The sequence below is a fragment of the Chitinophaga sp. NPDC101104 genome, from assembly GCF_050277495.1.
Lineage (GTDB): Bacteria > Bacteroidota > Bacteroidia > Chitinophagales > Chitinophagaceae > Chitinophaga.
In genome coordinates, this window is sequence record NZ_JBNNSF010000001.1 from 3074334 (window position 1) to 3098748 (window position 24415).

15 protein-coding genes are annotated in these 24415 nt (G+C 57.6%); 8 read left to right on the plus strand and 7 right to left on the minus strand.

Annotated features, from left to right (window positions below):
• Window positions 1–54 precede the first annotated feature (54 nt).
• Window positions 55–1620 (minus strand): RagB/SusD family nutrient uptake outer membrane protein, encoded by a 1566-nt coding sequence (locus ACQKLP_RS12425; protein ID WP_427323068.1) that lies wholly within the window; start codon window positions 1618–1620, stop codon window positions 55–57.
• Window positions 1621–1638: 18 nt separating this feature from the next.
• On the minus strand, window positions 1639–4686 hold the full coding sequence (locus tag ACQKLP_RS12430; RefSeq protein ID WP_427323069.1) for a SusC/RagA family TonB-linked outer membrane protein: 3048 nt from the start codon (window positions 4684–4686) through the stop codon (window positions 1639–1641).
• Window positions 4687–4904: 218 nt separating this feature from the next.
• Between ACQKLP_RS12430 and ACQKLP_RS12435 the strand changes: the two genes are divergently transcribed.
• A complete protein-coding gene (locus ACQKLP_RS12435) occupies window positions 4905–5393 on the plus strand; it encodes a hypothetical protein (RefSeq protein WP_427323070.1) in 489 nt (162 codons plus the stop codon).
• A gap of 69 nt (window positions 5394–5462) precedes the next feature.
• Here the strand turns inward: ACQKLP_RS12435 and ACQKLP_RS12440 are convergent, their stop codons facing one another.
• A complete protein-coding gene (locus ACQKLP_RS12440; protein WP_427323071.1) occupies window positions 5463–6731 on the minus strand; it encodes a PQQ-dependent sugar dehydrogenase in 1269 nt (422 codons plus the stop codon).
• A gap of 108 nt (window positions 6732–6839) precedes the next feature.
• Window positions 6840–8237: an MFS transporter gene (locus tag ACQKLP_RS12445; protein WP_427323072.1), complete on the minus strand. Its 1398-nt coding sequence runs from the start codon at window positions 8235–8237 to the stop codon at window positions 6840–6842.
• A gap of 76 nt (window positions 8238–8313) precedes the next feature.
• On the opposite strand from ACQKLP_RS12445, the gene ACQKLP_RS12450 reads away from it, so the two are divergent.
• Window positions 8314–8727 carry a winged helix-turn-helix transcriptional regulator gene (locus ACQKLP_RS12450; protein ID WP_427323073.1) on the plus strand — a complete coding sequence of 138 codons (414 nt, stop codon included), beginning with the start codon at window positions 8314–8316 and terminating at the stop codon, window positions 8725–8727.
• Here ACQKLP_RS12450 and ACQKLP_RS12455 read toward each other — a convergent pair.
• Window positions 8692–9294 carry an RNA polymerase sigma-70 factor gene (locus ACQKLP_RS12455; RefSeq protein WP_427323074.1) on the minus strand — a complete coding sequence of 201 codons (603 nt, stop codon included), beginning with the start codon at window positions 9292–9294 and terminating at the stop codon, window positions 8692–8694. The genes ACQKLP_RS12450 and ACQKLP_RS12455 overlap by 36 nt on opposite strands.
• A gap of 155 nt (window positions 9295–9449) precedes the next feature.
• Here ACQKLP_RS12455 and ACQKLP_RS12460 point away from each other — a divergent pair, with 155 nt between their 5' ends.
• The 6 genes from ACQKLP_RS12460 to ACQKLP_RS12485 all read left to right on the plus strand — a co-directional run bounded on the left by ACQKLP_RS12460 (window position 9450) and on the right by ACQKLP_RS12485 (window position 19575).
• Entirely contained in the window at window positions 9450–9992 is a 543-nt protein-coding gene (locus ACQKLP_RS12460) for a hypothetical protein (protein ID WP_341839325.1), read from the plus strand.
• A gap of 61 nt (window positions 9993–10053) precedes the next feature.
• Window positions 10054–12522, plus strand: a complete 2469-nt coding sequence (locus ACQKLP_RS12465; RefSeq protein ID WP_427323075.1) for a zinc-dependent metalloprotease — start codon at window positions 10054–10056, stop codon at window positions 12520–12522.
• 3 nt (window positions 12523–12525) lie between these two features.
• Complete coding sequence (locus tag ACQKLP_RS12470; RefSeq protein ID WP_427323076.1) at window positions 12526–13767, plus strand: FecR family protein; 1242 nt, start codon at window positions 12526–12528, stop codon at window positions 13765–13767.
• A 50-nt stretch (window positions 13768–13817) separates the two neighbouring features.
• Complete coding sequence (locus ACQKLP_RS12475; RefSeq protein ID WP_427323077.1) at window positions 13818–17183, plus strand: SusC/RagA family TonB-linked outer membrane protein; 3366 nt, start codon at window positions 13818–13820, stop codon at window positions 17181–17183.
• Window positions 17184–17195: 12 nt separating this feature from the next.
• On the plus strand, window positions 17196–18728 hold the full coding sequence (locus tag ACQKLP_RS12480; RefSeq protein ID WP_427323078.1) for a RagB/SusD family nutrient uptake outer membrane protein: 1533 nt from the start codon (window positions 17196–17198) through the stop codon (window positions 18726–18728).
• Window positions 18729–18804: 76 nt separating this feature from the next.
• Window positions 18805–19575 (plus strand): sterol desaturase family protein, encoded by a 771-nt coding sequence (locus ACQKLP_RS12485; protein ID WP_427323079.1) that lies wholly within the window; start codon window positions 18805–18807, stop codon window positions 19573–19575.
• 188 nt (window positions 19576–19763) lie between these two features.
• Here ACQKLP_RS12485 and ACQKLP_RS12490 read toward each other — a convergent pair whose 3' ends face one another.
• On the minus strand, window positions 19764–23168 hold the full coding sequence (locus ACQKLP_RS12490) for a PVC-type heme-binding CxxCH protein (RefSeq protein WP_427323080.1): 3405 nt from the start codon (window positions 23166–23168) through the stop codon (window positions 19764–19766).
• A gap of 98 nt (window positions 23169–23266) precedes the next feature.
• On the minus strand, window positions 23267–24409 hold the full coding sequence (locus tag ACQKLP_RS12495; RefSeq protein ID WP_427323081.1) for a C1 family peptidase: 1143 nt from the start codon (window positions 24407–24409) through the stop codon (window positions 23267–23269).
• Between the last annotated feature and the right edge of the window lie 6 nt (window positions 24410–24415).

Consider the following 24415-nt stretch of genomic DNA (forward strand, 5'->3'; position numbering starts at 1 on the left):
GAAAAAGCCGGCCCACAGAAATGCGGGCCGGCTGTCAAAGAACACAGTGAATTACTAATTATATCCAGGGTTCTGCTGATCTTTCATATTGGGCGCGTTTTCGATGTCGTTGAGCGGGAACGGCATGAGATAATCCCTTTCCTTCCGGAACACCCGCTTCTCCGTGGCGCCGCGCATCTGCGAGCCATTCAGCACCAGGGTTTTGTTCAGCTCCGTTTCCGCGATCTTCCAGCGGCGGATGTCGGAATAGTACAGTCCTTCCCCGGCAAACTCCACGCGCCGCTCGTGCCGTATCCGCAGGCGCATCTGCTCTTTCGTAAGGTTCGCGGGCAGGGGAGGCATTTCCACGGAAGGGCGCGCCCTCACCTTGTTGATGGCGCCATACACTTCGGCATCCGGGCCCGACAATTCATTTTTCGCTTCTGCGAGCATCAGCAGGATGTCGGCATAACGGATAATGATCCCGTTGATTTGCGAAAGCCCCGTAGCGCCCACTGCATCGGCCAGGCTGGTGCTGTTATCGTATTTCGTGTATTTTTTAAAGCTATAGCCCGTGTAAACGCCCGGCCAGCCGTCTGCATCCACAGGATAGGGCACGCTGTTGTAATTTTTGCCCCGGCGGAAGATGGTCTGGTCGAGCCGAGGGTCCCGGTTTTCGTTGTTGGGGTTTTTGGGGTTACGGACGGCTTCTTTAGCGTCGTACGGCGTGCCGTCTTTCATCTCGTATTCGTTCACCAGGTCTTGCGTGGGCTCGATGGAGCTCCAGCCCGGCGCGTTGAGCGGATCGTAGATGCCAAGGTAGATGTCCCAGCTCGTGGGGTACCTGGGCTGGAGGAACTGGATGTCGAAAATCACTTCGCTGTTGTTCTCGTTCGCTTCCAGGAAAAGCCCGCGGTAGCTGGGGTACAGTTCATATCCCATCGTCATCACCTTTTTGGCGGCGTCCACGGTTGCCTGCCATTTTTCCTGGTAAAGGTAGACGCGCGTCAGCAAGCCCCAGGCGGCGCCTTTCGTAACGCGCCCCGGCTCGGCGGCCGTGGTGGGAAGCAGGTCGGTGGCGGCGAGCAGGTCTTTTTCCACTTGTGCGTATACTTCGGCGCGGGTGCTTTTTTTCAGGTCGATCTGCGCAATGGAGGGCGATTCCAGGGGCATGGCCACTCCGCCCCAGTAATTCACCAGCAGCGAATAGTAATAGGCCCGGAGGAAGTAGGCTTCGCCTTTCATGCCGTTCTTCCTGTCGCCGTTCATCGTCACCTTGTCGATATTGGCGAGGAAAACATTGCAGGCCGAAATACCGGAATACGCGCCCCGGTAGAGCGACAGCATACTGCCCATATCGCTGGGCGTATGCAGGCTCAGTGAAATATTCTTCCAGCCTTCCCAGGGATAGTTGTTGAAAGCGTTGGGTGTGAGCACGTCGAGGTAGGGCAATACTTCCGTGGAAACGTCCCACAGCGAGGAATAGCAACCGATATTGGCCGCTTTGGCGTCGGCTTCGGTTTTCCAGAAAGTGATGGGCGTGATGGCGTCTTGCGGTACTTTGTTCAGGAATTCCTTCCCGCAGGAAGTGCCGAGCAGCGCTGCGGCGGTCAGTGATATGAAGAGGGCATTTTTATGCATGAGTTCGGATGTTTGCGGTTAGAATTTAACGTTGACGCCGCCGGAAATGATCCTGACGTTAGGATATTGTGCGGAAGATGCGTTGGTGAGCGGGCGTTCCGGATCGATGCCTTCGAAACGGGAGAACGTGAAGGCGTTCTGGGCGTCTACATACACCCGCAGCCCCTGGATCCCTGCTTTCTTCAGCCATGCCTGCGGCAACGTGTACCCGATCTGGATGTCCTTGATCCGCATGTACGAAGCATCCTGCAGCCAGAAGCTGTTGCCGCTGTAGTTCTGCGTCGAGGAAGCGTTGTATTGCAGCAGCCGGGGCAGTTTGGCGCCGGGGTTTTCGGGCGTCCAGGTGTTGCCTTTTTCCCAGCGGCTCAGTATGCCTGCACCATTGAGGAACGGGAAGAAGAGCTCGCCGCCCACATAAGAGTCCACATCGGCGATGCCCTGGAGGTTCACCCGCGCGTCGAAACCTTTCCAGCCGGCAGTGAAGTACTCGCCGTACGTCCAGGTCGGGAGCGGTTTGCCCACCACCTGGCGGTCGTTGAGGTCGATCACCCCATCCGGCACGCCGTTCGGCCCGCTGATGTCTTCGAATTTGAGATCGCCGGGCGCCACGGTCCCAGTCGTGGGTTTGGCGCTTTTGTCCACCTCATCCTGCGTCTGGAAAATGCCCAGAGCCTTCCACATGTAGAAGGATTGTACCGGATGGCCGGCGATATTGCTGTTCTGTCCCAATTGCGCTGCCGGGATGTAAGTGATCTCGTTTTTGACGTGCGTCAGGTTGAACCCTGCGCTGAAATCCACTGCACCGATCCTATCGTTGTACCCGGCTGAAAATTCCCAGCCGGTATTTTTAACGGATGAAAGGTTCATGGTCGGTTTTTCGGGAACGCCGAGGAAGTCGGGCAGTGTCGCCAGTTGATATAAAATCCCTTCCCGGTTGTCACGGAACCAGTCGAAAGTCACGTTGAGCTTGTTTTTGAGAAATCCTGCGTCCAGCCCCAGGTTCAGTTTCTTACCGATTTCCCATTTGATGGAATTGTCCACGATCCCCCGTTGCGCGATGCCGGAAAAAATCTGGCTGCCGAAAGGATAGAAGCGGGAAAACTTATAGGTCTCGATGTATGCGTATTCCCCGATCTGGTCGTTCCCGGATTTGCCCCAGGAGGCGCGCAGCTTCAGTTCGTCGAATATTTTCTGGTCCTGCATGAACGCTTCCTTCGTGATGCGCCAGCCTACGAGCACGGAGGGGAAGAAGCCCCAGCGCCCGGCAGCCGAAACGCGGGAGGTACCGTCGTACCGCCCGATGGCTTCCAGCAGGTACTTTTCTTTGTAGGAGTAATTGAGCCTGCCGATGTAGGAGCGGAGCGCCCATCCGTAGGTAGTTCCGTTGATCAGCGGCGTTTCCAGCCCGGCGTTGATTTCCGTCAGCCGGTTATTCACGAAGCCCATGATCGATCCGCCGAGGTTGCGCGTATCGCTCTGTTCCTGGCTGTAAATTCCCATCAGCGTCAGGTCGTGGTCCTGCGCGAAGGTCCTGTTATAGGTCAAGCTGCTGAAAAGCGTAGTGTACAGCGTTTTCTCCCAGCTGTTCAGGGCTTTCGCCCCGCCGGCGTTCATGGTGGTGGCCACCGTCAGCGTTTTCGGGTTGTAGATGTCCACTTTAGGCGTAAACGTCTGGTTGTCGGTCGTAACGTAGTTGGCCCCACCGGTGACGTTGAATTTCAGTCCGGGGATGATCTCATAATTGAGGAAGGCGTTGCCGTTGAAGAATCCCCGCGTGGTTTCGTTCTTCCCTTCGTCGGTCATCACAAGCGGGTTGCGGAACTGGGTGTTGATGGAGCGCACCCAGGTGCCGCCGTATTCCCCGTTGGAGGTGTAAGGCGTGTAGAACGGCAGCGTACGGTTCAGTTCGGTGAACAGGTTGCCCGCGCCGTTATGCGATTCCCGCGATTTTTCGTAGCGCATCCCGGTGCGGAGGCCTACTTCCAGTTTATCGTTCACTTTGGTGGTCACGTTGGCGCGGAGGTTGTGCAGTTTGGCGTTCCCGTTCCGCACGATGCCGTCCTGGTCGGTATACCCCAGGGAAACGTTGAATTGTGTTTTGTTCTCTCCGCCGGAAATGCTGACCTGGTTGGATTGTATACCGGCAGATCCGATCACGAGGTTGCGCCAGTCGGTGTTGGGATAGAGATAGGGGTCTTTTCCATTGCGGTATTCGTTGATCACCGCATCGGAATAATAGGCGGGCTGGTTCTGGTTTTTGAGCGCCTGGTTGTAGAGCTCCATGTAATCCACTGCATTGGTGGGCGTTTCGGGCAGTTTGGTGGCTTTCTGCTTACCGTAGGAGGTCATGAAATCGAGGTTGATCCTGCCTTTTGCCCCGCTTTTGGTTTGAACGAGGATGACGCCGTTGGCGGCGCGCGAGCCGTAAATGGCTACAGACGCGTCTTTGAGGACGGATATGGACTCAATGTCTGCGGGGTTTACGCTCAGCAGCGATCCCACCACACCGTCGATCAGCACGAGCGCGTCCGAATTGCCCATGGTGCCGATGCCGCGCACGCGGATGCTGGCGCCGTCGGCCCCGGGCTGGCCGCTGGTCTGGTTCACCCAAACGCCCGGCACCTGTCCGGAGAGCGCCTGCGAAGCGTTGGTAATAGGCCTTCCGGCGATGGCATCTGCTTTCATAAGGCCTACGGAGCCCGCCAGCGTGGCGCGTTTCCGGGTGCCGAAACCTACCACTACCACTTCGTTCATGCCTTTTACGTCGGGCTCCATGATGATGTTCAGGGTGGGCGCGGTGCCGAGGGGTTTACTGACCGTAGCATAGCCGATCAGCCTGAATTCGATGGTCGCGGTACCGCCGGCGTCTATCTGCAGCGTGTATTTCCCCGTCGCATCGGTGACGGCTCCGCCGGTCCGGCCTTTTATTAATACCGTCACCCCCGGCAATGGCTGGTTGCTGTTGTCTGAAACCGTGCCCGTCAGGGTGCGGGATTGACCATAGGCGACATAGACGTTGGCGATAATGGCGAAGAAGATGAGTAGTGCTCTTCCCGTATTTTTCATGTCTGTGAAATTTAGTCCAGCGAAAATACAGGGGAGGATGGGGCAGGGGCTTTAACGATCTTACCACATTTGATAACGATCTTAGCGAAAAATGAGATTAATGCGCAAATGGGTGAGAATATTGTTTATGATACGGGCGGGTTGAGCGGGGACAGGGATGAAATTCCGGCGGTTTATTCGTAAATTACGGTCAACCCGATCTAGCTTATATCCCGAATATGCCTCAACTGAAAGAAGACATCACTGCCTGTTCCGAATGGATCGTTCAATGCTTCGGCAGTATCCAGCTCCCGCTCGATTATACGGTGGACAGTATCGTCCATATCGACGGATTTCTCCAGAAGAATATCGTAGATGCGCAACCGGTACCCGGCTCGGTGCTGGCATCGAACTTCGGTCAGATATTGTTCGGCCTGGGCGCCTATCTCGGCGAAACCATCATCCGCCATGTTCCCGGTGCAGATTGGGTGCTGGACGATTCCGACCCGCAGGGCGAGATCAACGCGGAGGTCCGCTTTCCCGACGGGTCGCAGGTCTGGCCGATGATGAAGATCATCAAGCGCGCGCAAAACGGTTTCGAAGACTCCGTGTACCCTTATGCGTATGAGCTCACGAAACCTTACGCAGCAACCCCGTTCAACGATGCATTCTGGCACATCCGGCCGCCGGAGTCGCCGGACAAAAAGCCCTGGTACAAATTCTGGTGAGATCATACAAACGGAAAAACGCCCGTGGAACTCCTTGCTCCACGGGCGTTTTCACTATTTACGGTGTCATTATTTCTTCGCGATGCGGTACAGCCGTCCCTGGTCGGTTACGGCATACAGTGCGCCGTCGTTCCCTTGCGTAATATCGCGGAAACGCTGGCCTTCGCCTGCAAGGATGCGCTCTTCTCCCACCACTTTATTGTTCTCGATCACGATCCGCGCGATATGCGTGCTGCTAAGGCCGCCGATGAACAGGTTGTTCTGCCATTCGGGAATGTCGGTCCCTTTATAGAACGTTATGCCGCTGGGGGAAAGCACGGGGTCCCAATAGTAAACGGGTTGCTCCAGGCCCTGCTTCTGCTGGATGCTGTCGCCGATCTTTTTGCCGCTGTATTCGAGGCCGTAGGTGATAGTAGGCCAGCCGTAGTTTTTGCCGGCTTCCACGCGGTTCAGCTCGTCGCCGCCACGGGGCCCGAACTCGGTTTCCCAGAGATCGCCTGTAACGGGATGGAACGCGAGGCCCTGCACGTTGCGATGGCCGTAGGAATACAATTCGGGACGGGCGTTGCTATTGCCGGCGAAAGGATTGCCTGCTGCGGGTTGTCCGTCTTTCGTGATGCGGACGATCTTGCCCAGGCCGGATTTGAGGTCCTGCGCCTGCGGGCGCGTAGCCAGGTCGGAACGTTCGCCGGTGCTCACGAGGAGATTGCCGTCTTTGTCGATAAGGATGCGGCCGCCGTAGTGGAGCGTGCCGTCGTATTCAGGCGTGGCGCGGTAAATAACGGTGGCGCCTTCTATCTTCTTTTCGTCGGCCGAAAGCTTGCCTTTGGCAACCGCGGTGAGCGTGCCGCCGGGGCGCTGTTCGGAGAACACCCAGTATACCATGCGGTTGCTGGCGAAGTCGGGGTCCACGCGCAGGCCGAGCAGGCCGCCCTGTCCGTTGGAATTCACGGCCGGGATGCCGGTGATGGCGTCGCTGAGTTTCCCGTCTGTGGAGGCGATGCGCATGGTACCGGTTTTTTCGGTGATGAGCAGCCGTCCGTCGGGCAGGGAAGTGATGCCCCAGGGTTTGCTGAGCCCTTCGGCTAGCACTTTACCTTCATACGGCGTCTGGGTTTTTACACCGCCGATCCGAGTCTGGCCTTCGAATGCGGGTTTATAATCGGTGTTGGCAGCCGTGGTTTCCACGGGCGGCAGCTGGGTGGTGTCTGACGCGCCAGGTTGCGCGGTGCTGTCCTGGTTCGTGTTCCCGGAAGTGCCCTGGCCGCAGGATGCGATCACCACGGCTCCGCCTACGCAAAGCGCGCGCAGGAAATGGGGAGTCGGATAGATATTCATATTTGAATGATTTGCTTGGAAAATCGGTGCTTAAATATAACATAAGTTGTCAAGAATACACGCAATTCTCCTGCCGTTCATGTGTCTCCGGTCCCGGAACTACGTTTTTCAATGCCAGGAATGCAAGGGTTGGGCATCCCCGTCAGGCAACAGGTACAAACAACAACCGGTCAGCAACAGCAGGAGGATGTTGAGCCCCATTGCCGGCAGATACGCCTGCGTATAATCATTCCCTTCCTGCAGCAGGCTGAGGAAAACCCCGCCGCAGATGCTCACTCCCAGCGCCACGGCTACCTGCTGGATGGTGCTGTACGTCCCCGACGCCGCGCCCGACAGCTCCGCCGGGACGCTCTTCATGGCCATGGTGAGCATCGACGGCAATACCGTTCCGCAACCCATCCCGTATAGGAACAGCACGGGCAGCAGGGCGGTGTTCCCCGGCCGTTCGCCGGCAAACAGGAACATATGCATCAGCAGCGTGGCGATCATGAGCAAAACGCCCGCCAGCAGTACCTTTTTACCATATTTTCCCAATAGCCGCATAGCGATCATGGAAGCCAGCACATACCCGACGCCCTGGGCCACGAACAGCAGCCCGGTTGACGTGGCGCCCAATCCCAGGCCGGTTTGCAGCAAAACGGAGTGGATGAGGAAATACGAGTCCTGGACCATAAAATAACACAGCGTAGCACACAGCGCCATCCGGAAATCGGGGATGGCGAACAGCCGTAATTGCATGAGCGGTTCCGGTTTCCTGCGCTGGAGCCAGATGAACGCGGCCAGGATGGGGGCGGAGGCGCCCAGCATCCCGATGCACCACAGCGGCCAGCCCAGCTCCCGGCCCCGGATGAGCGGGAACACGAGGCATATCAGCCCCGCCGTGAGCAGGGCTACGCCCGCCACATCGAAACGGGCGCGGGGCGCGAGAGGCGTTTCCGGGAGCTTGCGCCACGCCAATGCAGCGGCCAGCAGTCCGACGGGGAGATTGATCAGGAAGATGAGCCGCCATCCCGCCACGGCCGTATCCAGGTCGGGGATGATCCCGCCCAGGAACTGCCCGATCACCGAAGCCGCGCCCGCGATGGTCCCGTAAATCCCCAGCGCGCGGATGCGCTCCTGGTGCCCGGGGTACAGCACATGCACGAGCGCGATGCTCTGCGGCACGAGCAGCGCCGCGCCCACGCCCTGCACGAACCGCGCGATGTTCAGCTGCAGCGGCGTGCCCGCAGCCCCGCAAAAGCAGGACGCCAGCGTGAACAGGAGCATCGACCAAACGAAGATGCGCTTCTTGCCGAACCGGTCGCCCAGCCGGCCGCCCACGATGAGGAACGACGCATATCCCAGCAAATACATGGCGATGACGAGCTGCATGTCCGCATCGCTGCCGTTCAGTCCGGCGCGGATCGACGGCAGCGCAACGTTCACGATGAAAATATCGATTACGGCCAGGAAGATGGCCGATGAAATGATGGCGAGCCTTAATCCGTCTGATGTCTGTCTTTTCATTATTCGTTACCTTTAAACCGCCAAATTTCAGGCAGCTGCGGCCCGCAGACAAGTAGTTCAACGAAAGATACCGGGTATGAAAAAAGATACTAACGAGGAAAATGGCGCCTTTGCGGTGAACGCCGCATCCGCGCATTTGCTGGAAAATAACTGTTCCATGACACTGGCCATGCAGGTGATCGGTGGAAAGTGGAAATTATTGCTGCTGAACGCCATCCGGAAAGAATGCCCCATGCGGTTCGGGGAATTGCGCAAAAAGATGATCGACATCACCCATGCCACGCTCACCGCACAATTGCGCGAACTGGAGGCCGACGGGGTCATCGAAAGGAAAGTCTACGCCGTATCGCCCCCGAAAGTGGAATATAAACTGACGGCGCTGGGCAAACAGCTCATCCCCGTAATGCAGGCACTGTGCGATTGGGGAGACGCTTACCGTCAGCGTGACAGCGGTTTAGCGAAAGGCGGGGAAGAGGGAACCGCCGAATAGGATGAACAGTACCAGCTGGCGATCGCTGAAGCGGAGCCGCAATTGCGCGAGGGCTTTTGCCTTGTGCTCTTTCACCGTAAACACCGAAATGCCCAGTTCCCGGGCGATTTCTTCGAAACTCATCCCTTCCAGGAAAACCATATTGAACACCTGCCTGCGCTTTTCGGGCAGCAGCGAGATTTCTTTGTAAATAGATTGCATCAGCTCCGTGCGGATCATTTCCTGCAAAACCGGCGCGTCGGCCGCGGATGCGTCCAGGTATTTTGCTTCTTCCCTGAAATTTTCCTTCACCTTTTCATGCCGCAACAGATTCAGACAGGCGTTGCGCGTGGCGGTATATAAAAAGCTTTTGATGCTTTTGGGATGCTGGAACCCTTCGCGCCCGTCCCACAGTTTCACGAAACTGTCTTTCACCGCGTCTTCCGCCGCCGCCGTATTCCCCGTCAATTGCTCCGCGAAATAGCACAATGGCTTGTAATGCTCCCGGAAGAAAGCATTGAAAGCAGAAGAATCACCTTGCTGGAACGCGGGAATGAGCTCCTCCCACGGGTCCGCGTGCGCTGGCATAAGACTTTGGTTTAATGTGGAATGCAAAAGGCAAGCGGGCTAAAGTAGGCAATTCGCCGGAATCCGGCAAGCACGGGCCGCGGGAAAAAATATTTTTAAGTTGGCTAGTTCGATGGAGAAAGTTGCGTGTTCTATTTCCAGTAACGCTTGAACTTATGATAAAATTCAACTTTAAACATCTGTCGACGGCCTGCCTGCTGCTGGCCGGCGTGGCGGCGGGATGCTCTGGAGGGGCCGGCCTGCCGAAGTCGCGCAACAAACTGCCGGAACCTGATTTCCCTGGCGGACAAAAGCAGGAATGCAGTTTTGCATCGGGAAACCCCGCTTTCGCTTCCGGATTTGCGGAGGGAATGGTAGATTTGTCGATCGATGGGACGGGCGCCTCGTGGCTGACCGTTCCTCTTCCGGATGCATCCTATGATTCTCTCGCATTCAGTCTCGCGGAAACCTACCGGCCCATTGCCGGCCCAATGATCAACCAGTGGGCGGGCAGTAACGATAACGGGATCGTGCTCGACCTGCGCGCCGGCGATCAAGCCACGCAGCGGGCCGATTTCAGTGTGAAGACGCCCGTTCGCAGCATCTCTGTGGTATTGCTGTGGGACCGATCTTCCGCCTTCCGGGCTTCCGCTTACCTGCGCACCCTGCAAACCGTTCCGGGCATCAAAGCCGTTTCCGGCGCCGCATGCTTCCAGTAACAGGGCCGTCCTGCGTTATGCTTCCCCCATTCATTTTTATCAAACAACCGAAAACTTCGCGATGAAACGCTACGTTTATATTTCCCTTGCCACCGTACTTGCCTCCTGCGCAGTATTCAAAGGCGGCAAAAAAGCAAAACAGAAGAAAGCCGCCGCCACCGCAGCCGCTGCGGCAAAGCCGGTTCCGCCGGCAAGCAAGAACGGCGTCAAGCCCTATGCTACCGTCATCTCAAAAAACCTCACCGTCCATAAAGGCCTGTTCACCGTTATCCATTCGAAGGAAATGGACAGCGTTTTCTTCGAGATCGGGGACAGCATCCTGGGCCGCGACATCCTCGTGATCAACCGGCTCACCGGCGCGCCCGGAGGTATGAACGTGCATGCGGGCGAGGAGCTCGACAATAGCGCCATCTACTTCGAAAAAGGCCCGAACGAAACGATCCGCATGCGGGTGAACATGGTGTACAGCCACGCCGATTCCGCAGACCAGATCCGCCGCGCGGTGAACAGCTCGAACGTGAACGCCGTGCTGGCTTCTTTCCCCATCAAGGCCTATGGCAAGGATTCCGCCAGTTACGTTATCGAGATGAGCCGGTACCTCAAGGAAGCCGGCAGCATCATCCATAGCCTGGACCGAGGACAGCTGACCGCCGCGCTCGATGCCAAGACCCTCAAAGACCATGAGATCCGCAGCATCCGCGCATACCCGCTGAACGTGGAGATCGCTTCCTCCAAAAACGGCACCTTTAAAGCCAATCCGCTCGAAAAGAACGCCGCGCCCATCACCCTCGAAACCAACACCTCTTTCGTGCTCCTGCCCGCCAGGCCCATGCAACGCCGCCATTTCGACGAGCGCGTGGGCTACTTTACGGACTGGGTCATGGAATACAGCGACGACCAGCAGAAAACCAAACAGCGCCAGTTCCTCAACCGCTGGCGACTGGAGCCCAAACCGGAAGACATGGAGAAGTACAAACGCGGCGAACTGGTGGAGCCCGCCAACCCGATCGTGCTCTACATCGACCCCGCTACGCCGAAGCAATGGCGCAAATACCTCATCCTCGGCGTGAACGACTGGCAGCCGGCTTTCGAGAAAGCAGGTTTCAAGAATGCCATCATGGCGAAAGAATGGCCGGAAAACGATTCCATGCACATGGAAGACGCGCGGTATTCTTTCATCAACTATTTCCCTTCGCCCGTTGCCAACGCATATGGCCCGAATACTCACGACCCCCGCAGCGGCGAGATCATCCAGACGCATATCGGCTGGTACCATAACGTGATGCAGCTGCTCCGCAACTGGTACATGGTGCAGGCCGCGCCCAACGATCCCGGTGCCCGCAAAGCCAAATTCGATACCGAGCTTATGGGGCAGCTGATCCGCTTCGTGTCCAGCCATGAAGTCGGCCATACGCTCGGCCTGCGCCACAATTTCGGGAGCAGCGCCATGACGCCTACAGACAGCCTCCGCAGCAAAACCTACCTCGCCCGGCACGGCCATACCGCCAGTATCATGGACTACGCGCGCTTCAATTACGTGGCGCAGCCGGAAGACAATATCCCGCGCGAACTCCTTTTCCCCCGCATCGGCGAATACGACCAGTGGGCCATTGAATGGGGTTACAAATACACCGGCGCCGCCACGGCCGCAGACGATGAAAAGATCATGGGCAAACTGGCCACGGAACGCCTGGCGGCCAATCCCCGCTTGTGGTTCGGCGATGGCGAGACCCGCAAAAGCGACCCCCGCTGCCAGATGGAAGACCTGGGCGACGATGTGGCCCAAGCCAATGCCCTCGGCATCAAAAACCTCAAGCGCGTTATCGCCGGCTTGCCGCAGTGGACGGCCACTGATGGCGGGCTGAACGAAGAGCTGACCGAGATGTACCAAACCGTGAAGGGCCAGTATGGCCGGTATGTGGGCCATGTGATCCGGTTTATCGGCACCACGCAGTATACCGTCCGCAACGACGGCGATCTGCGCCCCGCCCATGAGCCCGTTCCGCGCGAAAAGCAGTTGGCTGCCATCAGGTTCTTCGAAGACGAACTGTTCAACACACCGCAGTGGCTTATGGACCCGAAAGTCTACAACATTGCGCAGGAAGCGGCCGTGAAGGATTTTGTGGGCGATCTGCAGGAAAAGGCATTGAATTCCCTATTTGACGTGCAGCGCCTCAATTTCATGATCAGCAACGAAGACCGTTTCGGCAGCAGCAACACGCTGGGCATTCATGAATACATCGGCCGGATCCGTACCGCCATCTGGAAACCGCTGACCGGCGGGCAGATGAAAGCGGACCTTTACCAGCGCAATATGCAGCGCACTTACCTGGGCGCGCTCATGGCGGTGATGCAGTCCCCCGACCCGTCTGCATCCGAATCCGAAGCTGCGGGCATCGCGATGGCGGAGATCATGAAGGTGAAAGGCATCGTCAAGACCGCGATGGACCGCACCACCGATCCCGCCACCAAACTTCATCTCGAAGCCATGTACCGCAAGATCAAACAGCTGGAAGACAAGAAAAGCTAAATCATGAACACCCGATCCAATCCCGGCAACGAACAAACCCATCTCGAAACGGCAGCCCGCATTGCCGGCCTGATGCACCGCAAGCTGCAGGGCACGCTGGACGCTGATGGCGAAGCCGCCCTCGAATCCTGGCTCCGCATGCAGCCGGAAAGCCACAGGACCGCTTACGCGCAGATGCAGGAAATGCCGGCCGTCGAATCGGCGATGCAGGCCTTTCACCGGTACGACGAATCTGCCGCGCTGAACGACGTCTGGCTGCGCATCGGCGAAAAAGAATGGCAGCCGGAAGGGAAAGTGCGGCGGCTGTGGCTGCGTGCCGTAGCTGCGGCAGCGGTTGTTTTGGTGGCAGGATCGGCGGCATTGTACTTATTTTCTCATAAGCATAGACAGACCCCGGAAACCTCAGTGGCAGCGCGTTACAAAGGTGACGCGTTGCCCGGGGGCAACCGCGCGGTGCTGGAACTGGCAGACGGGAGCCTCATCGGGCTCGACAGCGCCGGCACTGGCACGCTCGCCCTGCAGGGCAATTCAAGGATCGTAAAAGCGGAAGATGGGGTAGTGGCGTACGACGACAATTCGGCACAGGATGCGGCTTTGCAATCCTGGAACCGCGTCACCACGCCGCGCGGCGGGCAATACCAGATTGCGCTGCCCGACGGGTCCAAAGTGTGGCTGAACGCCGCTTCGTCCCTGCGGTTCCCGGTGGCGTTCAAAGGCGGCGAGCGGCTCGTGGAACTGAGCGGCGAAGCGTACTTCGACATCGCAGCCGATGCCGCGAGGCCTTTCCGTGTAGCCGTGACGGCGCCGGGAAAAGGGCCCATGACGGTAGACGTGCTCGGAACGCAGTTCAATGTCCAGGCATATGGGGATGAGCCCCTGCGCACGGCCACGCTCGTAAGCGGCAAAGTGCGCGTGAGCAACGGCGGAAGCACTGAAGTGCTCGCTCCGGGCCAGCAGGCGGTGCTGAAAGGATCGCACCAGCTCACGGTGCAGGAAGCGGATGTTGACGCGGCCACGGCCTGGAAGAACGGCCTCATCAGCCTCGAAAACGCATCCATCGGGGAAATCATGCGGCAGGTGGAAAGGTGGTACGACGTAGACGTGGTGTACGAAGGAGAAGTAAACCAGCAATTCCTCGGTAAAATCCCCCGCAGCATGAAACTCTCCGACATCCTCAAAGTGCTCGAAAGCACCGGATGGGTACATTTTGAAGTAAACGGGCGCACGGTTACCGTAAGACCGTGAACAAGCATACGATCAGACAAATAACCAGGAATCTAAATTGCTTATCAGGCATGAACGACATTAAAATATTCAAATTATTTATCCCCCGCCGGCCACAGGCGTCCGCAACCAGGCGCCTGTTCATGCTACCGCTGGCCCTGCTGGCGGCACTGCCGCTGAGCGCGCAAACGGTGAACCTCTCCGTCAGAAAAGCGCCCATCGAAAAAGTCTGCAAGGAAATCGAAAAACAGACGGGATTCTATTTCGTCTACGCGAAAGATTTGAAGGAAAAGGAATTCCCCGTGAGCCTGGACCTCAGGAACGAAAAGGTGGAAACCGCCATTGCGAAAGTATTTGAAGGCTCGCCGTTCCGGTATGAAGTCATCGATAAAGTGGTGTCTGTGAACACGGCCGCCCGCGTCAGGCCGCAGGCCTCCCCATCCCAGCCGGCGGAAGATACCATGCATATCAGGGGCATGGTGTTCGGCGGCGGCGCGCCGTTGCCCGGGGCTTCCGTCATGTCGTCCAAAACCCGGAAAATGGTGCTGAGCGACGCGCAGGGCAGGTATGAACTGAAAGGGGTTGTGAAAGGAGAGGAGATCGTGATCACCTATATCGGTTACGAGCAATTCCGGAAAATACTGACAGACGACCGGCTGGTGAGCGGCTTCCTCAAGCCGGCGGCCAACAATCTCGACAACGTGGTCGTAAAAGCGTACGGCACTACCAGCAAACGCTTCAATCCCGGCAACATCGTTACCGTATCCGGAAAGGAAATAGAAAACCTCCCGGTCCAGAACCCGCTGCTGGCGCTGGAAGGCCGTGTGCCGGGGCTCTCCGTCACCCGGCTGGGCGCCAACCCGGCCGCACCCATCAAGATCGAGATCCGTGGCCGCAAATCCATCAACCCGAACATCCCTTCCGATCCGCTCATCATCATCGATAAAGTGCCGATGTCTGTACTGAATTTGAAGACAACCGCGGGCGAACGCCTGTTCAGCAGCAACCAGATGTCGCTGGGGATCGAACAGTCCGGCGTGTCTGGCGGCATGAGCCCGTTTTTCGGCATCAACCCGCGCGACATCGAATCCATCGAAGTGCTGAAGGATGCGGACGCCACGGCCATTTATGGCAGCCGGGGCGCCAACGGCGTGATCATCATCACTACCCGGAAAGGGAAAACGGGCACACCGCGCGTTTCGGTTTCGCTGAACACGGGTTTCAATAACGCCATCCGTTTCCCCAAAATGCTCAGTACACAGGATTACCTGAAACTAAGAAGGGAAGCTTTCGCCAATGACGGCATCGAGCCTACCGCTACACCGGGCCGCGGCTTCGCGCCCGACCTCATGGTATGGGACACCACGAAATACACCAACTGGTACGAAGTGCTCTACGGAAAAACCGGGAGGAATACCACTGCCAACATCGGCGTTTCCGGCGGCAGCGGCAATACCAGTTACCGGCTTTCTGCAGGGTACAGCGATTCGAAGTCGATCGAGCGGACTTCCGGCGGAGCAAAGACGATATCGCTGGCATTCGCCATGGGCATAAAAAGCCTGGACCAGAAATTTTCGCTCGATTTCACGGGCATGTACAACAACGGCAACAGCGACGCCAGCACGATGACGGGCAGCCTCAATCTTGCGCCCAACGCGCCAGACATCTACAAGCCGAATGGCGAACTGAATTTCGATGCATATGCGCCCTTGAAGCAATTTCCGTTCAGCGGCCTCGGGTCCTCGGCCCAATCGGAAAACAATACGGCGACGGGCTCCATCAACATGGCCTATAACCTGGCCAACGGGCTGGACGTAAACCTTGCTGCGGGGTTTAATAAAATGACGGCATTGTCGAGGGCCACAACGCCAAAGGCTTCACAGCCAGAATATTTGTCGGTCACAAAAGGGAGGATGTCTTTGGGAAACAACAGCAATACCAACGTGAACATCGATCCCAGCATCCGGTACAGCCGCGCCATCAGCCGCGGGAAGTTCAGCGCCCTGGCCGGCGCCACCTATCAGGCCAATATGACCTGGTCGCAGGCTACGATGGGCTCCGACTTCGCCAGCGACGACCTGCTGGGTTCCATGTCGAACGCAAGATCCCTGCGGGTAGTGGAATTCAGCGGGCAATACAAGTATGCCGGGGTGTATTTGTCGGCAGATTACAACTGGATGGGAAAATACATCCTGAGCCTCAGCGGGCGCCGCGATGGCAGCAGCCGCTTTGGCCCGGGGCGCCAGTTCGGGAACTTCGGATCGGTGGCCGGCGCATGGATCGTGACGGAAGAAGCGTTTGCGCAAAAGCTCCTGCCGAAATGGCTGGGCCTCTTGAAATTCCGGGGCAGCCACGGCGTAGTGGGGGGCGACGGCGGTTCCGATTACCGTTTTATGACGCAGTGGAACAACCTGGGTACCGCGCAGGAACCTATGTTGCCCTACGATGAAGTGCTGCCGCTCAAAGCCCAGCTGCATGCCAACAACGAATATCACTGGCAGGGCATCAGGAGATCGGAAGTAGCCGTGGAAACAGGGTTCCTGGATAACCGGGTCATGATAGATTTCGCGCTTTGGCGCGACAGGTGCAACAATCAGCTGATCGATTTTCCGGTGGGAGCGTTTACAGGATTTGGTACCGTTTATTCCAATTCCCCTGCAGACGTCAAGAACGAGGGATTTGAGCTCAGCACCACTTTCCAGGTAATCCGGAAAGAACGGGTGAACTGGACGGTCAGGATAAATATGCACCAGTCGCGGAACGAACTGGTCGATTACCCCATGTTCGAGAAATCGCCATATTACAGGAATCTGCGGATCGGGGAATCCGTGAACGTCTGGTACGCATTCGAATACCTGGGTATCGACCCGGCTACCGGTTACCCGATGATCAGGGATGCCGACGGGGACGGGAAAATCGCGGAAAATTATGACGTACCGATGTGGCAGGGCGACCGCGTTGTGCCGGTGCTCGTGCAGCCGCTGGCCGATCTGGGCATGTATTCCAGCCTGACCCTCGGCCGTTTCAACCTCGCCACCAACTTCGTGTATAAGAAGAAAAATGTGTTCGACGCTTTCGGCGGCGAATTGGGAACGATGAAGAACGTTTTGCAATGGGTGTACGATAACCGCTGGACGAAGCCCGGTGATGTAACCACGGTGCCAAGGGCCACCACGCAGCCGCATCCCGGCGGCAACTATTTTACCGAGTCTACCGGCCGGTACAGGAAGGTGTACGTTTTCCGCATCCCTTCCGCCGGCATCGGCTACAGCTTGCCTGACCGCTGGCTGAAAAACCGGAAGCTGCAACAGGTCACGCTGCGGGCAGACGCCAACAACCTCTTTATCCTGACAGACTTCAAAGGCGTAGACCCGGATTCGCCCGGGCTGACGCCGCCTGCACGGAATGTTTCTTTTGGCATTAACTGTTCATTTTAATCCTGCCGACCCATGATCCATCCAATCAAACGCTTTCATAAAACTTATCGCCTGAAAACCTGGCTGCTGCTGGCTTTGCTGTCCGCCGTTTCCTGCAGCAAGCTGATAGAGATCGATCCGCCTATCAATTCCATCAGCACCGAACAGGTTTTCCAGAACGATGCCAAGGCCAATGCCGCATTGGCCGCTCTTTACGGGGAAATGATCAACACAACAACAGAGAATACATTCGTCTTCGGTGGCCTTACGCTGATAGGCGGGCTGATGGCCGACGAATGTTTTCCCAGCGCCGGAACGGTTGATCTGGTGAACGGCCCGTTTTACCTCAACAAAGTGCTGCCCCGCAACGATCGGTTGTCTGCCATCTGGAATGAGGGGTACCGGTACATTTATATTGCCAATAGCCTGATCGAAGGGGTGGAAGGATCGGCGTCTCCGCATCTGTCGGATACAACGCGCCGGCAAGTAGTGGGCGAAGCTAAATTCGTCCGCGCCTGGACGCACTTTAACCTCGCCAATCTGTTCGGGCCGGTGCCGCTGGTGCTGACTACAGACGTCACGAAGACGCGCTACCTTTCCCGGGCAGGCATGCCGGAAGTGTATGCGCAGCTGGAGGCGGACCTGAAAGACGCCTGGGACCTCCTGCAGCCCGATTACCATTTCGGCGGGGGCGCCCGCATCCGTCCCAACCGCTTCGCCGCCGCGGCCCTGCTCGCCAGGGTGTATCTCTACCAGGGCCGGTGGGCCGAAGCGGAAGCAGAAGCTGCCAAGGTAATCGGCAACGCTGCCTATGTGCTGGAACCATTGGCTAAAACATTCCGTGAAACCAGCCGGGAAACCATCTGGTCGCTCAAACGGAACGCAGCCGGGCAGAATATCGATTACCTGATGGACGCCTTCAATTTCTCGCCTAAATACCGCTTCAGCGTCATGCCGCCCGATGCGCACATGTTATGGTACGACAAGGATATGTTTGAAATGATCAGTGTGGACCTGGGGATGATCATTCCCATATTCCAGATGTCGCCGGAGCTGACGGGCGCATTTGAGCCCAACGACCGCCGCAAGACGGTCTGGATGGACTCGATCCCCTGGCCGGAGGCCGCTCCTTATAACGGTAAGACCACTTATTTTTCGGCGAAATACAATTCCTCGCTGACGTTGGTGGAACCGGCAGACCTCGGCCAATGCATGGTCCGCCTGGCGGAAGTGTACCTGATCCGTGCAGAAGCCCGCGCACAGCAGGGCACCAACCTTGCCGGCGCCGCCGCCGACCTGGACGCCATCCGCGAACGGGCAGGGCTGGAGCGCACCACCGCTTCCACAAAACCAGCGCTGCTGGACGCCATCCTCCGGGAAAGAAGGGTAGAGCTGTTTGCCGAATGGGGCCACCGCTGGTTCGATCTGAAGCGCGCCGGGAAAGCGGCAGAAATGGCAGCCCTGTACCCGGACAAGCAACCCTGGTCGGATAGCAAATTGCTGCTGCCGATTCCCGCCGCGGAACTGGAGATCGCGCCGTCGCTCTACCAGAACCCCGGCTACTGACACCGCCGCCATTCACTCACCGATACACATCTAACCCCGGGGCCCGCGGGCCCCGGGGAATGTAAAACGATCGCTTATGACCGGTTTTTTCAAGTACGTTTTCAGTGAAGCCGTGCTCACGTTGCTGCGGTATTATTTCGTAGCAGGACTGGCTTTTCTCATTTGCTACAGGTTCCTGTCCATCAAATTGTCCAACAACAAAATCCAGGAGCGAAAGGCTTCCCGGAAGGATTTTTTGCGCGAAGTGATGCATTCTTCCATATCAAGCTTCCTGCTGGCGGCAACGGCCATTTTCGCGTTTTCGGAATGGGTGCGACCGTATACGATGATTTATATGGACATTCAGGCGTACCCGGCCTGGTGGGTGCCTGTCAGCGTGGGTTTGGCGCTCATCGTTCATGACACTTATTTCTACTGGATGCACCGCATCCTCCACCATAAGAAACTGTTCCGCTTAACCCACCTGGTCCATCACCAGTCCACGAATCCATCGCCGTGGACGGCCTATTCGTTCCACGTTCTGGAAGCCGCTGCGGAAGGGGCTGTGGTAATTGTGCTCGTGTTTACGATGCCGATGCATCCCCTCTCCGTGGCGCTTTTCGCGCTGTCGTCGCTCGTGATCAACGTTTACGGGCATCTGGGATATGAGATCATGCCAAAGCAATTCCGGCATTCGGTGCTGTTCGAAGTGGTGAACACTTCCACCTTCCACAACCTGCATCACTCGAAGTTCAAGGGGAATTACGGGCTGTATTTCCGGGTGTGGGACCGTATTTGCGGTACGGAGCACCCGGATTATGTAAAGTTGTACGACCGCATCCAGGAGCGGCGTTTCGGAGGGAAATAGCAGATGATTTGAGTGGTAGATAAAAAGCAGGGCGGTTTCCGGTCGGAGGCCGCCTTTCGTTCTTTAGGGCCGGGTTTCGGTTGACGAAGGAAGCCCCGCGGCTGCGGGGCTCCCGGTAGGATGCAGTAGTATCGTTCAGCCGGTTACTTTCGCTGGACGGAAAGCGCCTGCCGTTTACGTCAGGCATATCATTCATCGGTTTTCGCGCTGGACAGGAAACTCACCAGGTCACGGATTTCCTTTTTCGACAGCACGGTTTTCATATCCGGCATGCTGGAAGGGGAATAGGTTTTTTTGATGATGTCCGCCGCTGCGATGAGCTGTTCCGGCTCCGCGCCCACCTTCACTTTCAGCCCGGCTTTGCTTTCTCCCTGCAATACGCCCGCAATCTTCTTACCATCCTTCAATTCCAGCACCACCATCCCGAAACCCGGTGCCAGGCGCGCGCTGGGGTTGATGAGGGCTTCCAGTATCTGCTGGCGGCTGAGCCTGGCGCCAACGCCGTTCAACCGCGGACCGGCATTCCCGCCGCGATCGTCGTACGAATGGCATTTCATGCATTGCGCATTCTCGTTCCGGAAGAAAATGCGTTGCCCGCGATGGGGATCGCCGCCTTCAAGACTGCCCGCATAGAGCGCCATCAGCTCATCCGGCGCGCGTTTGGCGCTGATGGATTTGTAGCGTTCCGCCAGGTCTTTGGCACCGCTGCTGTCGATGGCTTCTCCGAGTTCCAATACTACCGCCGGAGGAAGGGAGCCTGCGGCCATCTGGTCGAGGAGCTTGCGGAGCGGTGCGGAGGAATGTTCGGGCTGTAATTTGCCGAGGGCGAGGATGGCCGCTTGTTTTTCTTCCAGCGTTTTGGTGGCGATCACGTCTGCCAGCAGTGTAGACATGGTAGCCTGGGGGATTTTCATCCGGTCGAGCAGATCGAGGCCGGCCACGCGCACGTTCTTTTCCTTGTCCGTCAACGCTGCACGGAGCGCGGTTTCCAGCTCAGGCGCCTGCAAGGTCACCAACGCCTGTAACGCGGCGATGCGGACTTCCGGCGAACCGTCGTTTTTTACGGCGGCCAGCAGTGCAGGAGCACCCGCGGCGACCTTCAGTTTCTCCAGCGCCAACGCCGCACTGGTTTTTACGCCCGTTTCCTTATCGGCCAACAGTTGAATAAGTGATCGTGAAGCAGCTGCGATGACTTTTTTGTCGTCGCGCTTTTTCGGGCCTTTGGGCCAGCCGTCGACCCGGTCGAGGACAGACGGGTTGGGCCAAACGCCCAGTGCCGCAACGGCTTCCGCGCGCATGGCCGCTGGTTTAGATGCATTCGTTGCGTAGGCGATGAGCGTCTGCAGGAGCGAGTCGCTGCCGGATTGCAGGCAGGCGTTGATGGCCCGGCGGATGAGGGGCTCGTTGCTGAACGATGTGCTGCCGAGCAGCGCGCCCAACGCCGGCATGGCGGCAGGAATGCTGTTGTCGTCGTTGATGGCACGGGCAGCTTCCGTTACAACGAACTCATCCGCATCCTGCAGGAACCGGGCGGTTTCGGGGCTCTTCATCCTGCGGAGCGCCACTACCGCGGCGATGCGCAACGCGCGCGATGGGTTTGTGGCGAGAGCCGCCACCGGCGCGGGATTACCGATACGCGCAAGGGCCAGGGCACCGGCGTGGCGGAGGTAGACGTCTTGCTCGTTGTTCGCTTCCAGCATGGCAATAATATCGGGGATGGCGGGCGCATACTGCATGCGCCCCAGTGCCTCGGCGGCAAAGAACCGCACGCGGCTGGACGTATCTTTCAACAACGGAACGATGGAAGGTGCTGAGGTTTTCCGTTTGATATCGCCCAACCATTTGGCGCCGAGCGCCCGGATCTCGGGATCATGGTCGCGGAGGGCGTTTGCGAGCGCCGCCGCGTCGTCCTGGTTTTTGCGGCCCAGCTGGCTGAGGCCCTGGATGGCGTGCACACGGGCCAATTGATGGGAAGTTTGCTGCAACGCGGCTTCCAGGACTTTTTTCCCTGCCTGGCCACGGCCAACCAGTTCGAATTGCGCTTTCAACCGCACGCGATAATCCGCATGTTGTAAATACTTGCCCAATTCTTCGGTTTTCTTATCCGCGAAGCTGGCGGCCAGCAAGGCTTTCACTTCTTTCCTGGCGGCAGCTTCGGCAGCGCCTGCACGATCGAGTTTCCAGATGCGGCCGTAGTTGTGGGTATCCCATCCATCGATCCAATCAGCCACATACAGCGCGCCGTCTGGCCCGAAATCGAGGCCAGTGGCCAGTATGCCGCCGAGCACCTTTTTCTGGTCGCCCAGTTCGAACCCTGCGCCCGAAGGCTTCAGCCTGAAACTGTGGATGCCGGAGCCGGAAGGATTGCCCACGAACTCCGCGATGAAGAAGGTATTGTTATATTCCGGGCCCAGCGCCGTTCCCGGGTTGTACACCATGCCGGTGGGGCCGCTCACGAAATTGGCCACCGGCGGAACAATGTATGCGGCCTGCCCGTCCCAGCGGGGGAGGTACATTTTTTCCTCCATCCAGACTTTATAGGCATTATTCTGCGGATCGCGGTACTTGCCGTATTGCCAGTTGCTGCGCCAGCCGGCGTCTGCGCCGTTCACGACATACACCAGGCGCTCTTTTTCGCCGGGATGGTCGCCGTCGTTGTCTTCGCTGATAAGGTTGCCGTATTCGTCGAACACGAATTCATGCGTATTCCGCAATCCGTGCGCGAAAATTTCGAAGTCGCTGCCGTCGGGGTTCGAGCGGGCGATGACGCCGCAGTTCGGGAATTCCCATTTCTTCCCGGTTTTATCCGTTCCGTTGAAACCGATATCGCCGATCTGCCAGTATATCCGTCCATCTGGCCCCATTTCCACGCCAGACATGCCGTGGCCGCTGAACCCGATGTGCACGGCGTATCCGTGTGATAATGACGTTTTTTCGTCCGCGATCCCGTCGCCGTTTTTGTCGCGCAGTTTCCAGAGGTCGGGCGCAACGGCCACGTAGAGGTCTTTACCGTCTACCAGCACGCCGCCGGCCACGTCGGTCACTTCGTCGTGGAAATCGTTGACCACGAGCTGCGAACGGTCGGCCCGCCCGTCGCCATCCGAATCGTCGAGCCGGTAAACGAGTTCGGTTTCGATGGCCAGGTCGCGCCAGTCGTGCGAGCTATCGCCGTTCAGATCGGCGAGCCATTTGTTGCGGTGGCTGTTTTCGGGGGATAGCTCTTCGTGCAGGAATTTCCGGCGGTCTTCGACGGTGGCCAGGCTGATGGAAGGGATTTCCCATTCCCGGTGCCCGCGGATGTCGAACTCGGAATGCTTCTGCCGGTTGGTGGTCGTGTAGTAAATACTGCCGTTGTCGTCGATATCGATGGCGATGGGAGACACCACCAGCGAATCGATCCCCCAGAGCTGCATCGTCAAACCTTCCGCCAGTACCGGTTTTACCTCGGCTTCGATGGCGGTGGCGATTTTTGCCGTTTGGGCGGAATCCATTTTTTTGATCCGCAGATCGGTGACCGGTTGTCCGCAACCGGCCAGCAGTGCGGAAAAGACAAGGGCGCAGACAGGTGCCTGGCGCATAACGGGTTGTTTCATGCTAGCTAACTTGACGTGGAAAATAATAGCCCGGAATTTCCGGACGGTCCCGTTAAAATAGTAAAAATGACAATTATTCACAACGCCGTTCATCCCAATTACAATCCCAGTTTTGCACGGATGTCTGCCGGCAGGCCGTCTTTGTGCAGCATGACGTAGATGGATTTGAGCCTTACGTATGGCTGGCTCATGTACATGAACCCGTTATTGCAGCACTTTTCGCCCCAGGAGTTCTTGACCTTGAAATACACTTTCCCATGCTGGTCTTTGACTTTGCCCACGATGTGCATGTTATGATCGTCTACCGTACGGAGGTTTTCGAATTCTTCCTGCCGGTATTGCTGGCTGATGTCCGCCATTTCGGGCTGCACTTTCCAGGCCACGGTTTCCGCATTTCCCGGATCGGCCGCCACCAAGGCTACGCCGTATTGCGGGGAGAATCCCGGTTCCATGGCGTCTGTGTCGAGCGCGAGGGTGAAGCCACTGTCCAGCGCATGATGGATAACGGCCATGTAGACGTCCAGCGGGAGGTTATAGAATGGCCCGTTGAGATGATTGGCGGGGATTTCGAGGATGAAGGGCTGATAAAACGGGTGGTGGCTGAACGAGGTGATGTTGATGTAATCCTGCGGCCGGATAGGCATGGCCGCACAGAAGCTTTGCGGGGAATATTCCACGCCTTTGTAGTGGAACGTGCCGGGAGCTTTTCCCATATATTTTTCGAGAATGGCCGGCAGGCCTTGTTTCCAGGCTGCGGTGCGCTTTTTGCCGGGATCGGCCCAGATCTGCATGCTGTCCAGCATTTCCGGGTACATTTTTGAATGGTCGAATATCGAATCGCCCACATTATGCCCCTGGTAAGCACTTTCAGGCATCATGCCCCATACCGGCATACTGAAAAGCGGATCGTGATTGCTGCCGCCTTCCGTGAAACGGGAAGTACCCTGGCGGAGGATAAAGTTCCCGCCCTTGAGCAGGTAGGCGTTTTGGACGAAGTACATTTCTGAAAGGTCGACGCTGTCGCCGGACAGGCGGAGGATTTCCGATTCGAGGAACGAGGTGGTGGAGAAGCACCAGCAGGTGCCCGAGCGGCCCTGGTCTTCAACGGGCATGGCGGGCAATGTAAAAACTTCGGTGAACCGGTACTCGCTCGGCGGCGGTGGCGGCGGTTCGTGGTTACTGTCGCAGGCGCAGAGGAACGCTGCGGCGAAGATCAGGAGAGAATGGCGGTAGAATGGCATGACGGT

Excerpts from the sequence above, each read along its gene's own strand:
- ACQKLP_RS12425 (WP_427323068.1), bottom strand. The coding sequence starts at position 1,620 with ATGCATAAAAATGCCCTCTTCATATCACTGACCGCCGCAGCGCTGCTC.
- ACQKLP_RS12430 (WP_427323069.1), bottom strand. The coding sequence starts at position 4,686 with ATGAAAAATACGGGAAGAGCACTACTCATCTTCTTCGCCATTATCGCC.
- ACQKLP_RS12435 (WP_427323070.1), top strand. The coding sequence starts at position 4,905 with ATGCCTCAACTGAAAGAAGACATCACTGCCTGTTCCGAATGGATCGTT.
- ACQKLP_RS12440 (WP_427323071.1), bottom strand. The coding sequence starts at position 6,731 with ATGAATATCTATCCGACTCCCCATTTCCTGCGCGCGCTTTGCGTAGGC.
- ACQKLP_RS12445 (WP_427323072.1), bottom strand. The coding sequence starts at position 8,237 with ATGAAAAGACAGACATCAGACGGATTAAGGCTCGCCATCATTTCATCG.
- ACQKLP_RS12450 (WP_427323073.1), top strand. The coding sequence starts at position 8,314 with ATGAAAAAAGATACTAACGAGGAAAATGGCGCCTTTGCGGTGAACGCC.
- ACQKLP_RS12455 (WP_427323074.1), bottom strand. The coding sequence starts at position 9,294 with ATGCCAGCGCACGCGGACCCGTGGGAGGAGCTCATTCCCGCGTTCCAG.
- ACQKLP_RS12460 (WP_341839325.1), top strand. The coding sequence starts at position 9,450 with ATGATAAAATTCAACTTTAAACATCTGTCGACGGCCTGCCTGCTGCTG.
- ACQKLP_RS12465 (WP_427323075.1), top strand. The coding sequence starts at position 10,054 with ATGAAACGCTACGTTTATATTTCCCTTGCCACCGTACTTGCCTCCTGC.
- ACQKLP_RS12470 (WP_427323076.1), top strand. The coding sequence starts at position 12,526 with ATGAACACCCGATCCAATCCCGGCAACGAACAAACCCATCTCGAAACG.
- ACQKLP_RS12475 (WP_427323077.1), top strand. The coding sequence starts at position 13,818 with ATGAACGACATTAAAATATTCAAATTATTTATCCCCCGCCGGCCACAG.
- ACQKLP_RS12480 (WP_427323078.1), top strand. The coding sequence starts at position 17,196 with ATGATCCATCCAATCAAACGCTTTCATAAAACTTATCGCCTGAAAACC.
- ACQKLP_RS12485 (WP_427323079.1), top strand. The coding sequence starts at position 18,805 with ATGACCGGTTTTTTCAAGTACGTTTTCAGTGAAGCCGTGCTCACGTTG.
- ACQKLP_RS12490 (WP_427323080.1), bottom strand. The coding sequence starts at position 23,168 with ATGAAACAACCCGTTATGCGCCAGGCACCTGTCTGCGCCCTTGTCTTT.
- ACQKLP_RS12495 (WP_427323081.1), bottom strand. The coding sequence starts at position 24,409 with ATGCCATTCTACCGCCATTCTCTCCTGATCTTCGCCGCAGCGTTCCTC.